Source organism: Pseudomonas rhodesiae, from assembly GCF_007858255.1.
Lineage (GTDB): Bacteria > Pseudomonadota > Gammaproteobacteria > Pseudomonadales > Pseudomonadaceae > Aquipseudomonas > Aquipseudomonas rhodesiae.
The window spans coordinates 63,702-77,468 of record NZ_VFEU01000017.1; the positions used below are offsets into that span (position 1 = coordinate 63,702).

The following is a 13,767-nucleotide window of genomic DNA, read 5'->3' on the forward strand; positions in this document are numbered from 1 at the left end:
CGCGCGGCGACATCCTACCAGTCACCGCTTGAAAGCGGTCAACCGGGCGACCAAGTTACTTCTTCTGGTCTTCTTTAACTTCTTCGAACTCAGCATCGACAACGTCGTCATGCTTGGCTTCCGGTTCTGCCTGTTGTGCAGCGCCGTCTGCCGGCTGAGCTTGCTCTGCGTACATCTTCTGGGCCACTGGCGCAGAGACTTTCGACAACTCTTCAATCTTGGCTTCAATGGCGGCCTTGTCGTCGCCTTTGACGGCGGCTTCCAGGGCAACCACGGCAGCTTCGATTGCAGTTTTCTCTTCAGCCGATACTTTTTCGCCAGCGTCCACGACCATTTTGCGGGTCGAGTGCACCAGAGCATCACCTTTGTTACGAGCGTCGGCCAGCTCAGCAAACTTGGCATCCGCCTCGGCGTTGGCTTCAGCATCACGAATCATCTGTTGAATTTCTTCATCAGACAGACCCGAGTTGGCCTTGATGGTGATCTTCTGCTCTTTGCCGGTCGCCTTGTCTTTCGCACCTACGTGCAGAATGCCGTTGGCGTCGATGTCGAAGGTCACTTCGATTTGTGGCACACCACGTGGCGCTGGTGGAATATCAGCCAGGTCGAACTTGCCCAGAGACTTGTTCTGAGAAGCTTGTTTACGCTCACCTTGCAGCACATGAATGGTCACGGCGCCCTGGTTGTCATCGGCAGTCGAGAACACCTGAGATTTCTTGGTAGGAATCGTGGTGTTTTTCTCGATCAGCGCGGTCATCACGCCACCCATGGTTTCGATACCCAGGGTCAGCGGGCTGACGTCCAGCAACAGCACGTCTTTCACATCACCGGCCAATACCGCGCCCTGAATCGCAGCACCCATGGCAACCGCTTCGTCCGGGTTGACGTCTTTACGTGCTTCTTTACCGAAGAACTCGGTGACTTTCTGCTGCACCAGCGGCATACGAGTCTGGCCGCCCACCAGAATCACGTCGTTGATGGAGCCAACGTCGATGCCAGCGTCTTTCAATGCAATGCGGCAAGGTTCGATGGTGCGCTGAACCAGGTCTTCAACCAGTGCCTCCAACTTGGCGCGAGAAATCTTCACGTTCAAGTGCTTAGGACCGGTAGCATCTGCTGTGATGTACGGCAGGTTAACGTCAGTCGACATGCTCGACGACAGCTCGATCTTGGCTTTTTCGGCAGCTTCTTTCAGACGCTGCATCGCCAGCGGATCACCTTTAAGGTTCATGCCGCTTTCTTTCTTGAATTCGTCAACGAGGTAGTCGATCAGACGAATGTCAAAGTCCTCACCACCCAAGAAGGTGTCACCGTTGGTAGCCAGCACTTCGAACTGGTGCTCGCCATCGACTTCGGCAATCTCGATCACCGATACGTCGAAGGTACCGCCACCCAGGTCATAAACGATCACGGTGTGATCGCCTTTGGCCTTGTCCATACCGTAAGCCAGAGCAGCAGCGGTCGGTTCGTTAATGATACGTTTGACGTCCAGGCCCGCGATGCGGCCGGCATCTTTGGTCGCCTGACGCTGGCTGTCGTTGAAGTAAGCCGGAACGGTGATCACCGCTTCGGTTACCGCTTCACCCAGATAGTCTTCGGCCGTCTTCTTCATCTTTTTCAAGACTTCAGCCGAGATCTGCGGAGCGGACATTTTGTTGCCGTTCACTTCAACCCAGGCGTCACCGTTGTCAGCCTTGGCGATTTTGTAAGGCACCATCTTGATGTCTTTTTGCACGACTTCTTCGTCGAACTTACGACCGATCAGACGCTTCACCGCGTACAGAGTGTTATGCGGGTTAGTCACCGCCTGGCGCTTGGCCGACTGACCGACGAGGATCTCACCATCATTGGCGTAAGCGATAATCGAAGGCGTAGTACGCGCGCCTTCGGCGTTCTCAATAACTTTGGCCTTGCCGTTTTCCATGACCGAGACGCACGAGTTGGTGGTCCCCAGGTCGATACCGATAATTTTGCCCATGATTTACTCTCCCGAAACTTGAATTTTGTTGCCGCAGCAGTTTTGGCTAACTGCGGTAGCACTTAAACGCTTGACTTATAAATGGGGGCCTTGCGGCGGATTTCAAGCCTGCTCATCAATAGAAGGTGCAACGGGCGCTGGCGCCTTGCTTACCACTACCATTGCCGGGCGCAGCAGACGGCCGTTGAGCAGGTATCCTTTCTGGAACACCTTCAACACGCTGTTGGGCTCAAGGTCGTGGCTTTCCTGCATGGCCATGGCTTGGTGATGCTCAGCATTGAACGGCTCGCCACCTTGCGGATCGATAGCTTCCAGCTGGTACCGCTTGAGCGTGTCTTGGAACATTTTCAGGGTCAGCTCAATGCCTTCGCGCATCGCACGGATGTTTTCATCATCCGGGTTGGACAGCTCAAGGCCGCGCTCCAGACTGTCGATAATCGGCAGCAGGTCGCTGGCGAATTTTTCCAACGCGAATTTATGCGCTTTTTCTACATCCTGCTCGGCACGGCGGCGGACGTTCTGCAGATCGGCGGCAACACGCAAAGACTGATCCTGCGCAGCGGCCAATTGCTCTTCCAGCACCTGCACACGAGTTGCCAGCTCATCACCGACAGCCGGATTGGCGTCTGGAGTTTGCGTATCCTGCGTCTGTTCGTCAGCCATAGATTCTCTCCTTTCAAAATCATGCGCGAACTCGACTCGCGCTTCTGTTCCGGTATATGGGGCCACAATTTCCAGGTTCAAGGGCGCAGACAAGACCAAAAGTCCATCAGAGCGCCAGGATTGATTCCCATCCATACATTCCCAGTTGCGCTAAAAAAAGCTTGTTTTCAAGTAAATCGAACTAAGGATCAGGATTGTCACGCCGGGACGAAACACTGTATAAATAACCAGACCTAAAGCCTGGGAGCGGCCGTCATGCTCGTGCACCTGTCCGTACACAACTACGCCATCGTTGAACATCTGGATCTCGAACTGGATCGTGGAATGAGCGTAATCACAGGCGAAACCGGCGCCGGCAAGTCGATCATGCTCGACGCACTGGGCCTGACCCTGGGGGATCGCGCCGACAGCGGCGTAGTGCGCCCAGGCGCAGAAAAGGCCGATATCCTGGCCACTTTCGACTTGGCGGATATTCCAGAAGCTGAAACCTGGCTGGCTGAGCGCGACCTTAGCCATGAAGGACCGTGCATCCTGCGACGGGTCATCACTGCCGAAGGGCGCTCACGCGGCTATATCAACGGCACGCCCTGCCCGCTTGGCGACCTTAAAGCATTGGGTGAATTGCTGATCGATATCCACAACCAGCACGAACATCAGTCTCTGCTTAAAACCGACACACATCGGCGCTTGCTCGACGAATACGCCGGCGCCACCGATCTATCCAGGCAAGTACAGCTTGCTGCGCAACGCTGGCGCCAGACACGCCTGGAACTGGAACGACTCTCCAATTCCGGCGATGAGCAACGCGCTCGCCATCAGTTACTCAGCTATCAGCTCGAAGAGCTGGAGAGCCTGGGTCTTGGCGAAACGGAGCTGGAGCAGCTTGAACAGGAACACAAGAACCTCACCAATGCAGAAACCCTTCTGGGTATCTGCCGTCAGGTGGTGGAGCAATGCAGCGAAAGCGATTCCGGAAATGTGCTCAACGCGCTCACGGCCAGCCTCAACCGTCTGTCCAGCGTGAATAACGCCTCGGATTCGCTGAGCGAAGCGACAACCCTGCTGACCAGTGCGCAGATCCAGGTTGAAGAAGCAGTCGGCGAGCTGAATAGGTTTCTGGACCACTTCGATGCCGATCCGGCGCGCTTGCAGGAAATAGAAGAACGACTGGACACTATTTATACCCTGGCCCGCAAACATCGAATCCAGCCCACTGAACTGGCGGCGATGCAGCAGAAATTGCTGGATGAAATCGAAACCCTGAATGCCAACGATGAATCCATTGAAAGACTGGGCGACGAACTGGCCTCCTATGCCCGGCATTATCAAGAGAAGGCCCGCGAACTGAGCGAGTTACGCCAGCACGCGGCCACAAACCTTGCCGACGCAGTTGAGCAAGAAATTCAGCGCCTGGGCATGCCTGGCGGGCGCTTTACTATCGAGCTGCGCACCAATGCCAGCAACGAACTGCAGCCCCATGGCTTGGAACAGGTAGAACTACTGGTCAGCGCCAACCCTGGACAACCTCTCAAAGCGCTGGCAAAAGTCGCCTCCGGGGGCGAGCTGTCGCGAATCAGCCTGGCTATCCAAGTGATTACCGCACAGACCTCCAGAGTACCCACGCTGGTATTCGACGAGGTGGACGTCGGCATCGGCGGGCCAACGGCGGAAATTGTCGGCCAACTGTTGCGCCGCCTTGGAGAGCGAGGCCAGGTACTCACAGTGACGCACTTGCCGCAGGTCGCGGCGCAAGGGCATCAACATTTGTTTGTACACAAGGTCAGAGGCAGCGATGCAACACGGACAGCCGTGTCCAGATTGAACAAGTCGGAACGCGTGGAAGAAGTGGCCCGCATGCTGGGTGGGATAGACCTGACCAAAGAGTCTCTGGCGCATGCGAAGAAGATGGTCGTAGCCGCCAAGGCGTGAACCGGAATTTTCTTGCAAACAGCACGAAGGCGACCCAAGGGTCGCCTTCGTGCTGTTTGCAAAGTACATCTGTAGCGTTTTTTACTTTTTCTTACGGATGTACAACACAAGATTATGGTCAACCAGATCGAAGCCATGTTCTTCAGCGATTTCATGCTGAAGCTTCTCGATTGCCGGGCTGGTGAACTCAATAACCTCATTGGTATCGAGGTCCACCATATGGTCGTGATGACCGCCGTCAGCCAGTTCGAACACTGCATGACCGCCGTCGAAATTATGACGAACCACCAGCCCTGCGGCTTCAAACTGGGTCAGCACACGGTAAACCGTTGCCAGGCCAACGTCCTCATTAGACTCCATCAGCGCCTTATAAACATCTTCAGCACTCATGTGGCGCTGCTCGGCAGAATCGAGCATTTGTAGAATCTTGACTCGTGGCAGAGTCACTTTGAGACCGGCTTTGCGTAGTTCGCTATTTTCAACCATGGTTAGCTTTCTCGCGGATGCTGCTTCGCAGCTTCTCTTAATACGGGTATGATCGGCGTTTACGTTGTCCCAGCCAAGATAGTGGAAGTCGCCCACCGATGCAAAACACCAAGCTCTTGCTAACCAGTTTCACCTTTGTGGGACTGCTCGCACTCGCCGGTTGTTCATTCCCCGGGGTTTACAAAATCGACATCCAGCAGGGCAATGTCGTCACGCAGGACATGATAGACCAGTTACGCCCCGGAATGACCCGACGGCAAGTACGGTTTATTATGGGTAATCCCCTGCTGACCGACACTTTCCATGCCGATCGCTGGGATTATCTCTATAGCATTCAGCCTGGTGGCGGTGAGCGCCAGCAGGAGCGCGTCAGCGTCATTTTTAATGGCAATGACCAGCTTGTCAGCCTGTCCGGTGACTTCATGCCCGGCGTAAGCCGTGATGAAGCCTTATTGGGCAAAGACAACGACACGAACGTGACGGCTCCCGCGCAAGAAGGCGAAAAGCAGAAGTCGGAGGTCCCCGCAAAGCCGGGTTCCTTGCTGGACAGAATCCAGAAGGATGTCGACGGCGTGGAAACCGTTCCCGTCCCGACACCTCAGCCGTTGGACACCAGCCCACAATAAAACTGTGCGGCACACGAAAAAAAGCCCGGCATGCCGGGCTTTTTCGTATCTGCCGATTAGCGGAGCTAAGTATTCTGCTGCCTGGCAAGCGCTGCCTTGGCTGCACGCAACCTGCGCACTTCCTTGGGATCAGCCAACAATGGACGGTAAATCTCAACTCGATCGCCCGCTTGTACAGCACGCACATCAGCGTCAGAAATCGCCCTGCCGAATATCCCTAATGGACAAGTCGCCGGATCAATACCGGGGAACTGCTCCAGAACTCCCGAGAGATGTACCGCCCTGCGCACACTCGTGCCCAAGGGTACGGTCACGGCAACCAGGACCTGACGATCGACAGCGGCGTGCACCACTTCGATTTCAACCATGCAGCTGCTTAGCCCGCTGACAGAATGCATCCACCAAGGTATTGGCCGCCTGATTGAATAACGGCCCAAGCGTCGCTCGTACGATGGGTCCGGCATAATCAAACGACAGATCTAGGCTGATTTTGCAGGCCTTGTCCGTCAATGCTTTGAAAATCCATACACCATGCAACTGGGTGAATGGGCCTTCCTGCAAATTCATTTCGATTGATTTACCCGGCACTAATACATTGCGCGTAACGAAGTGCTGACTAAGCCCCCCCTTGGCCACGCCTACGCTGGCGACCATGTACTCAGCACTGCCTTCAAGCACCTCGGCAGTTGAGCACCACGGAAGGAATTCCGGATAACGCGCCACGTCGTTGACCAGATCATAGAGCGCCTGTGCCGGATAGGGCAGCAGCGCCGAACGTTGAATATGCGTCGTCATGTGTGCGTTATTTCCACAGCTGAGCGGCAAACATCGCGAAGGAACAGCCCGATCCGCGAGAGAAAAAAACCAAAGAACTGCCCGCATTGTCCGGGATTCGTCCAACACGCTCAAGCGCGCAGGTTGACCGTAGCCGCCAGGCTCGCAACTGCCTATAATGCCGCCCCTATGGCTAAACAAAAGAAACACCCCACAGGGACCATCGCGCAAAATAAAAAGGCGCGACACGATTACTTCATCGAACATCGTTTCGAGGCTGGTCTGGTCCTGGCCGGCTGGGAAGTAAAGAGTCTGCGTGCCAGCAAACTGCAGCTGGTCGACAGTTACGTACTGCTCAAGGATGGTGAAGCATGGCTGCTGGGCAGTCATATCACCCCGCTGACCACCGCGAGCACTCATGTGATTGCCGACCCGGTACGCACCCGCAAGCTACTGCTCAACGCCCGCGAGCTGGACAAGCTTGCCGCGGCCGTGCAGCAGAAGGGCTATGCCTGCGTCTGCCTGTCCTGGTACTGGAGCAAGCACTTGGTCAAGTGCGAGATCGCACTGGGCAAGGGCAAGAAGGAATACGACAAGCGCGACACCGAACGCGAGCGCGACTCCAATCGCGAGCTGCATCGCGCGGTACGCAACAAGGGCAAGGAAGAATAACCTTGTACGATGTAGCCTCGGGCAAACCCGCGGCTACATCCCTTTACGTCGCTCCGCACGCGCCACGCGCTGAACCTCCTGACGCACTTCCTCCAACACTTCCTGCACGTACAACAAGTGACGTGTGGACACCTCCCTCGCCTGCTCGGCCCGCCCCTCGATAATCGCCAGGTACAAATCCCGATGCTGATTGATCAGCATGTCACGGGTTTCCGTACGCTGCTGATACATGCCACCGATATTAGTCACCACGTTACGCTTGAGCAGATCGAACAAACCTCGAATCGTGTGCAGCAGCACCGCGTTATGACTGGCCTCGGCAATAGCCAGATGGAACCGAGCATCCGCCGCCCCCTCCTCGGCCCGACTGACTTCATCAACGCGTGTGTAGCAATCCTGCAACGCTTCAAACGCAGTAGTCAGCCGTTCCCGGTCGACTTCGGTAGCACGCAACGCCGCGTAATACGCGCATGACGCCTCCAAAGTCTGGCGAAACTCCAGCAAGTCACGCTGGGCTTCTGGATTATTCTCCAGCAGATGCAGGAGCGGATCGCTGAAAGTCGACCCCAAAGAGTCGACGACATAGTTGCCGCCCCCTTGGCGACTGACTAACAACCCTTTGGCCGCCAGCTTCTGGATAGCCTCGCGCAACGACGGACGCGAGACTCCGAACTGCTCAGCCAAGGCACGTTCAGCCGGCAACCGCTCGCCGGATTTCAACGTACCCTCAAGGATCATTCCTTCAAGCTGCTCAACAATATCGTCAGACAGACGGCGCTGCCGCACCTGATCAAACGCCATAACTCACTCTCCACCATCCCGACCACTCGCCGGGCCCTCTATTCTGGCCTATCGCCGCCGTTCCAGCACCCATCAGAGTGCCTTCGTTTTTGCCGCTCAGATCCCCTCAGCCATCCCACTACGACCAAAGTTTTGCAGGCGGCAAATTGACACATCCCACGAAGGCTTTTAACCTAGCTCACATCGATTGTAAATTGGTATTACCAATTATCCATATCGACAAAAAAGTGCCTGACCAACAACAATTAGGGGCCACCCCATATGCAAACCTGGCAACAGCTTTACAGCCCGCTCGGCAGCCTCGGCTTGTCCGCTCTCGCCGCAGTCATCCCGATCGTATTCTTCTTCCTGGCCCTGGCAGTGTTCCGCCTCAAAGGGCATGTGGCCGGCAGCATTACCCTGGCACTGTCGATCCTGGTGGCGATTTTTGCCTTCCAGATGCCGGTCGATATGGCTTTCGCCGCTGCCGGTTACGGGTTCGCCTATGGCCTGTGGCCTATCGCGTGGATCATCGTCGCGGCCGTGTTCCTCTACAAACTTACGGTTAAAAGCGGCCAATTCGAGATTATCCGTAGCTCGGTTCTGTCGATCACCGACGACCAACGCCTGCAAGTGCTGCTGATTGGCTTCTGCTTTGGCGCCTTCTTGGAAGGTGCGGCCGGTTTCGGCGCGCCCGTGGCCATCACCGCCGCGCTGCTGGTCGGCCTGGGCTTCAACCCGCTTTACGCCGCCGGCCTCTGCCTGATAGCTAACACTGCCCCCGTCGCATTTGGCGCACTGGGTATCCCCATCATCGTGGCCGGGCAAGTGACGGGCATCGATGCGTTCAAGATCGGCGCCATGACTGGCCGCCAACTGCCATTGCTGTCGCTGTTCGTACCGTTTTGGCTGGTATTCATGATGGACGGCCTGCGCGGCGTGCGTGAAACCTGGCCAGCAGCCCTGGTTGCGGGCTTGAGCTTTGCGATCACCCAGTACTTCACCTCCAATTTCATCGGCCCGGAACTGCCAGACATCACTTCGGCGTTGGCCAGCCTGATTGCCCTGACCCTGTTCCTGAAAGTCTGGCAACCCAAGCGCACCGCAGGCGCGCAGATCGCCGGCGCCACCTCAAGCGCGGTCATCACCGCCAGTGCCGGTGGGTTCGGCCAGCCGCGCAGCACGGTCGCATCGCCCTATAGCTTGGGGCAGATTTTCAAGGCGTGGTCGCCGTTCCTGATCCTCACGGTGTTGGTGACGATCTGGACCCTCAAACCGTTCAAGGCCATGTTTGCCGCCGGCGGCTCGATGTACAGCTGGGTGTTCAACTTCGCGATTCCACATCTGGATCAACTGGTGATCAAGGTCGCCCCCATCGTGGCCAACCCCACCGCAATCCCGGCGGTGTTCAAGCTGGACCCGATTTCAGCCACCGGTACGGCGATTTTCTTCTCCGCGCTGATCTCGATGCTGGTGCTGAAGATCAACGTCAAAACTGGTCTGACCACTTTAAAAGAAACGTTTTACGAACTGCGTTGGCCAATCCTGTCCATCGGCATGGTGCTGGCGTTCGCCTTTGTCACCAACTACTCCGGCATGTCGTCGACCATGGCGCTGGTATTGGCCGGGACAGGGGCTGCTTTCCCGTTCTTCTCGCCATTCCTCGGCTGGCTGGGGGTTTTCCTAACAGGCTCCGACACCTCGTCCAACGCACTGTTCAGCTCGCTGCAAGCCACCACTGCCCACCAGATCGGCGTCAACGACACGCTGTTGGTTGCCGCCAATACCAGCGGTGGCGTTACCGGCAAGATGATCTCGCCACAGTCGATCGCCGTGGCCTGCGCCGCTACCGGCCTGGTCGGCAAGGAATCCGACCTGTTCCGCTTCACCCTCAAGCACAGCCTGTTCTTCGCCACCATCGTTGGCTTGATCACGTTGGCACAGGCCTATTGGTTCACCGGTATGCTGGTGCACTGAGACCTGCACGTAATAGGGTAAGAACCGACGCCGGGTAACTATTCCGGCGTCCGCCATTTCTGGAGGACGAATGAGTCTGCCTGCCGCTTTCCTTAATGACGTCGCACAGCTGATCCCACCAAACCGACGCTTCGACGACCCGCTGTCCACCCTCGCGTTCGGAACCGACGCCAGCTTTTACCGATTGATCCCACAACTGGTGATCCGTGTAGAGTCCGAAGACGAAGTCGTGACGCTGCTGCAATGGGCCCAGCGCGACCATGTACCCGTTACTTTTCGCGCCGCCGGCACCAGCCTGTCCGGACAAGCGATCAGCGACTCGGTGCTGATCGTACTGGGCGACAACTGGAACGACCGCGAAATTCGTGGCCAAGGCACGCAGATCCGTTTGCAGCCCGGCGTGATCGGCGCGCAGGCCAACGCCTGGCTCGCGCCGTTCGGGCGCAAGATCGGTCCGGACCCGGCATCCATCAACGCTTGCAAGATCGGCGGCATTGTTGCCAACAACGCCAGCGGTATGTGCTGCGGCACCGCGCAGAACACTTACCACACCCTGGCGGGCATACGCTTGGTGTTGGCCGACGGTAGCCGTCTGGATACGGAAGACCCTGTCAGCGTCAGCGCTTTTCGCACGCAACATGGCGCACTGCTGGAGCGCCTGGCAACACTGGGGCGCGAGACGCGGGCAAATACCGAGTTGGCGGCAAAAATTCGCCACAAATACCGTCTGAAAAATACTACCGGCCTGTCACTTAACGCCTTGGTGGACTTTGACGACCCGCTGGAAATTCTCAGCCACCTGCTGGTGGGCTCCGAGGGTACGCTGGGTTTCATCAGCGCAGTGACCTACAACACCGTGGTCGATCATCCGAACAAGGCGTCGGCATTGATTGTGTTCCCGGATGTGGAGACCTGTTGCAACGCCGTCACCGTGCTGAAAACTCAGCCAGTCTCGGCCGTAGAGCTACTGGACCGCCGTAGCATGCGTTCGGTGCAGAACAAACCCGGCATGCCCGCGTTCGTACAACACCTATCGGAAAATGCCTGCGCATTGCTGATCGAATCCCGCGCGGCGACTTCCTCGCTACTGCAGGAACAACTGGCACTGATCATGGCGTCCCTGGCCGGTTTTCCTGTGGAGAAGCAGGTCGATTTCACCGAAGACCCCTTGGAAAACGCCCGCCTGTGGGCCATTCGTAAAGACACCTTCCCCGCCGTCGGCGCCGTACGCAAGACCGGTACTACGGTGATCATCGAAGACGTGACCTTCCCGGTCGAGCAATTGGCTATCGGCGTAAACCGCCTGATCGAACTGTTCGACAAACATCACTACGACGAAGCGATCCTTTTCGGACACGCGCTGGAAGGCAATCTGCACTTCGTGTTCACTCAAGGCTTCAACAGCAGTGAGGAAGTCACACGCTATCAAGCGTTCATGGATGACGTCGCGCAGCTGGTCGCAGTGGAGTTCGGCGGTTCGCTCAAGGCCGAACACGGCACCGGGCGTAATATGGCCCCATTCGTCGAGCTGGAATGGGGCAGCGATGCCTATCAGTTGATGTGGCAACTCAAGCGCCTGCTCGATCCCAATGGCATTCTCAACCCGGACGTGGTGCTCAGCGAAGACCCGCAGATCCACCTAAAGCACCTCAAGCCGCTGCCCGCCGCCGATGAGTTGGTGGATAAATGCATCGAGTGCGGATTCTGCGAGCCGGTCTGCCCATCCAAAGGGCTGACACTGAGCCCGCGCCAACGCATTGTGATCTGGCGCGATATACAAGCCAAAAAACGCGCCGGGGTCGATACCACCGAACTGGAAACGGCGTACCACTACCAAGGCATCGACACCTGCGCCGCCACCGGCCTCTGCGCCCAGCGCTGCCCTGTGGGAATCAATACCGGCGATCTGGTGAAAAAACTGCGCGCCAGGAACGCCGACCGTACGAAAACGGCCGAATGGCTGGCCACCCATTTCTCCACTGCGTTGCAAGGAGCGCGCTTTACCCTGCATGTGGCGAATGGCGCCCGCATGCTACTGGGCGCGCCGCGCCTGGCCAAGCTGTCTGCCACAGCAACCCGTCTGTCGAAAGGGCAAATCCCTCAGTGGACCAATGCCATGCCCCAGCCGGAAAAAGCCATTCGCTTCAGCCCTCCTGTAACTGACGAGCGGCCCCGCGTGGTCTACCTGGCGGCATGCGTGTCGCGGGCAATGGGCCCGGCTGCCGGCGATAAAGAGCAGATGTCGCTGTACGACAAAACCCGTGGCCTACTGGAAAAAGCCGGTTACCAAGTGGTTATCCCAGAGAATCAAGACAACCTGTGCTGCGGTCAGCCATTCGCTTCAAAAGGCTACGCCGAACAGGCCGAACACAAGCGCCAGGAACTGATCGGCGCCCTGCTCCACGCCAGTCGCGGCGGCCTGGACCCCATCTACTGCGACACCAGCCCCTGCACCCTGCGCCTGGTGCAAGACCTGGGCGAAACCCGCTTGGACCTCTATGACCCGGTGCGGTTTATCCGCACCCATCTGATGGATCGACTGGACTTCACACCGCAGGAAGCACCGATCGCGGTGCACGTCACCTGCAGCACCCAACACCTGGGCGAAAGCCAGGCGCTGATTGAACTGGCCCGACGTTGCGCCAACACTGTGATCATCCCGGAAGGCATTCATTGCTGTGGTTTTGCCGGTGACAAGGGCTTTACCACGCCGGAACTCAATGCCCATTCACTGCGCTCACTCAAGGACGCGGTGCAATTTTGCAGCGAAGGTATTTCCACCAGCCGCACCTGCGAGATCGGCCTGAGCCAACATGGCGGCATCGATTATCACGGGCTGGTCTACCTGGTGGACCGGGTCACCCAGGCCCGCGCCCATTAACACCGCAAAAAAACAGAACCCCTGCGCGTCGGCGTAGTCAGCTGAATAGGCCTCGACAATCGAGGCCCTCACTGATGTCGCTGGCAGCCGTCGAACGCCAGCAGCGTCGAGCCCTTTTGCGCAAGGAGATACCCGATGAAGCGTTCCGCTCTAGCTGGCTTGTTCATGACTGCTGCGATGCTGGCCTCTCCCGCCTTCGCCGCCGGTGACAAAGACCTGTGCCAGATCAACCTGGACAAAATCAATAACGGGAAAGCGCTGCTCGCCACCGATACCAGTGGCAAAAGTGGCGAAGTCGACACGGCCGTGGCTCAAGCCAAAGCAGCACACGCTGCAGGTGATGACAAGAAGTGCATCGAGATCACCTCCAAGACGCTGCAAGACCTGCAAAACAGCGAGAAAGGTGGCGAGTAAGCGTTAAGGCCAACCTTCGGGTTGGCCTTCCGTGACGGTTTGGCGTACACTGCACAGGCTTGTCACTCACTAAGAAACAACGAGTTACAAGCTCGGGGCCGTTTAGGATTCGACGCCGGTTGCGAAACTTTAGGTGCATGCCGAGTTGGTAACAGAACTCGTAAATCCACTGTTGCAACTTCTTATAGTTGCCAATGACGACCAATACGGTGCTGCTCTCGCTGCTTAATTGCAGCTGACATGCACTCCTGGTGCCTTCGGGCCCAGCAATCATCAGGGGATGTCTGTAAACCCAAAATGATTGTCATATAGAACAGAATCGCCGTGCAGTACGTTGTGGACGAAGCGGCTAAAACTTACACAACTCGCCCAAAGCACCCTGCCCGTCGGGTCGCCAAGGGTTAACTTAATAGACACGGCTACGCATGTAGTACCGACAGCGGAGTACTGGCGGACGGGGGTTCAAATCCCCCCGGCTCCACCATTTGATCAACTAAAGACGTCCACGGACGTCTTTTTTTGTGCCTGAAATCTAGTAAATACGGGGGTTTCAGGGCCATGGGAGGCTTTCTAGGCTTTTTGAGTTC

The 13,767-nt window shown here is 57.1% G+C and carries 12 protein-coding genes and 1 other RNA gene; 7 read left to right on the forward strand and 6 right to left on the reverse strand.

Annotated features, from left to right (window positions below; translation table 11 throughout):
• Positions 1-55: 55 nt before the first annotated feature.
• Both dnaK and grpE read right to left on the reverse strand, forming a co-directional pair.
• Positions 56-1,978: a molecular chaperone DnaK gene (dnaK, locus tag FIV35_RS21110; protein WP_034139325.1), complete on the reverse strand. Its 1,923-nt coding sequence runs from the start codon at positions 1,976-1,978 to the stop codon at positions 56-58.
• Between the two features lie 102 nt (positions 1,979-2,080).
• Positions 2,081-2,734 (reverse strand): nucleotide exchange factor GrpE, encoded by a 654-nt coding sequence (grpE, locus tag FIV35_RS21115; RefSeq protein WP_259743765.1) that lies wholly within the window; start codon positions 2,732-2,734, stop codon positions 2,081-2,083.
• Between the two features lie 162 nt (positions 2,735-2,896).
• On the opposite strand from grpE, the gene recN reads away from it, so the two are divergent.
• Entirely contained in the window at positions 2,897-4,570 is a 1,674-nt protein-coding gene (gene recN, locus FIV35_RS21120; RefSeq protein WP_034139327.1) for a DNA repair protein RecN, read from the forward strand.
• A gap of 81 nt (positions 4,571-4,651) precedes the next feature.
• On the opposite strand, the gene fur is transcribed toward recN, so the two are convergent.
• Entirely contained in the window at positions 4,652-5,056 is a 405-nt protein-coding gene (fur, locus tag FIV35_RS21125; protein ID WP_010562662.1) for a ferric iron uptake transcriptional regulator, read from the reverse strand.
• A gap of 98 nt (positions 5,057-5,154) precedes the next feature.
• Here fur and FIV35_RS21130 point away from each other — a divergent pair, with 98 nt between their 5' ends.
• Positions 5,155-5,682: an outer membrane protein assembly factor BamE gene (locus tag FIV35_RS21130; protein ID WP_034115109.1), complete on the forward strand. Its 528-nt coding sequence runs from the start codon at positions 5,155-5,157 to the stop codon at positions 5,680-5,682.
• A 65-nt stretch (positions 5,683-5,747) separates the two neighbouring features.
• On the opposite strand, the gene FIV35_RS21135 is transcribed toward FIV35_RS21130, so the two are convergent.
• Together FIV35_RS21135 and FIV35_RS21140 are read right to left on the reverse strand one after the other, a co-directional pair.
• A complete protein-coding gene (locus tag FIV35_RS21135) occupies positions 5,748-6,050 on the reverse strand; it encodes an RnfH family protein (protein ID WP_034139328.1) in 303 nt (100 codons plus the stop codon).
• Positions 6,043-6,477 carry a type II toxin-antitoxin system RatA family toxin gene (locus FIV35_RS21140; protein WP_034139329.1) on the reverse strand — a complete coding sequence of 145 codons (435 nt, stop codon included), beginning with the start codon at positions 6,475-6,477 and terminating at the stop codon, positions 6,043-6,045. The genes FIV35_RS21135 and FIV35_RS21140 overlap by 8 nt, the downstream gene beginning before the upstream one ends.
• A 168-nt stretch (positions 6,478-6,645) precedes the next feature.
• Between FIV35_RS21140 and smpB the strand changes: the two genes are divergently transcribed.
• On the forward strand, positions 6,646-7,128 hold the full coding sequence (gene smpB / locus FIV35_RS21145) for an SsrA-binding protein SmpB (protein ID WP_024077453.1): 483 nt from the start codon (positions 6,646-6,648) through the stop codon (positions 7,126-7,128).
• A gap of 33 nt (positions 7,129-7,161) precedes the next feature.
• On the opposite strand, the gene FIV35_RS21150 is transcribed toward smpB, so the two are convergent.
• On the reverse strand, positions 7,162-7,929 hold the full coding sequence (locus FIV35_RS21150) for a GntR family transcriptional regulator (protein ID WP_034115111.1): 768 nt from the start codon (positions 7,927-7,929) through the stop codon (positions 7,162-7,164).
• A gap of 261 nt (positions 7,930-8,190) precedes the next feature.
• Here FIV35_RS21150 and FIV35_RS21155 point away from each other — a divergent pair, with 261 nt between their 5' ends.
• From FIV35_RS21155 to ssrA, 4 genes are all read left to right on the forward strand, one after another.
• A complete protein-coding gene (locus FIV35_RS21155) occupies positions 8,191-9,885 on the forward strand; it encodes a lactate permease LctP family transporter (RefSeq protein ID WP_034139330.1) in 1,695 nt (564 codons plus the stop codon).
• Positions 9,886-9,955: 70 nt separating this feature from the next.
• Positions 9,956-12,766: an FAD-binding and (Fe-S)-binding domain-containing protein gene (locus tag FIV35_RS21160; RefSeq protein ID WP_034139331.1), complete on the forward strand. Its 2,811-nt coding sequence runs from the start codon at positions 9,956-9,958 to the stop codon at positions 12,764-12,766.
• 135 nt (positions 12,767-12,901) lie between these two features.
• Positions 12,902-13,180, forward strand: coding sequence for a hypothetical protein (locus tag FIV35_RS21165; RefSeq protein ID WP_034139332.1), 279 nt, complete (start codon positions 12,902-12,904; stop codon positions 13,178-13,180).
• Between the two features lie 94 nt (positions 13,181-13,274).
• Positions 13,275-13,664, forward strand: a transfer-messenger RNA (tmRNA) gene (gene ssrA / locus FIV35_RS21170).
• Positions 13,665-13,767: the final 103 nt, after the last annotated feature.

What these genes read in the sequence shown, in the direction of transcription:
- smpB (WP_024077453.1), top strand. Translation starts at nt 6,646, where the DNA reads ATGGCTAAACAAAAGAAACACCCCACAGGGACCATCGCGCAAAATAAA.
- FIV35_RS21155 (WP_034139330.1), top strand. Translation starts at nt 8,191, where the DNA reads ATGCAAACCTGGCAACAGCTTTACAGCCCGCTCGGCAGCCTCGGCTTG.
- recN (WP_034139327.1), top strand. Translation starts at nt 2,897, where the DNA reads ATGCTCGTGCACCTGTCCGTACACAACTACGCCATCGTTGAACATCTG.
- FIV35_RS21160 (WP_034139331.1), top strand. Translation starts at nt 9,956, where the DNA reads ATGAGTCTGCCTGCCGCTTTCCTTAATGACGTCGCACAGCTGATCCCA.
- fur (WP_010562662.1), bottom strand. Translation starts at nt 5,056, where the DNA reads ATGGTTGAAAATAGCGAACTACGCAAAGCCGGTCTCAAAGTGACTCTG.
- FIV35_RS21150 (WP_034115111.1), bottom strand. Translation starts at nt 7,929, where the DNA reads ATGGCGTTTGATCAGGTGCGGCAGCGCCGTCTGTCTGACGATATTGTT.
- FIV35_RS21135 (WP_034139328.1), bottom strand. Translation starts at nt 6,050, where the DNA reads ATGGTTGAAATCGAAGTGGTGCACGCCGCTGTCGATCGTCAGGTCCTG.
- FIV35_RS21165 (WP_034139332.1), top strand. Translation starts at nt 12,902, where the DNA reads ATGAAGCGTTCCGCTCTAGCTGGCTTGTTCATGACTGCTGCGATGCTG.
- FIV35_RS21130 (WP_034115109.1), top strand. Translation starts at nt 5,155, where the DNA reads ATGCAAAACACCAAGCTCTTGCTAACCAGTTTCACCTTTGTGGGACTG.
- FIV35_RS21140 (WP_034139329.1), bottom strand. Translation starts at nt 6,477, where the DNA reads ATGACGACGCATATTCAACGTTCGGCGCTGCTGCCCTATCCGGCACAG.
- dnaK (WP_034139325.1), bottom strand. Translation starts at nt 1,978, where the DNA reads ATGGGCAAAATTATCGGTATCGACCTGGGGACCACCAACTCGTGCGTC.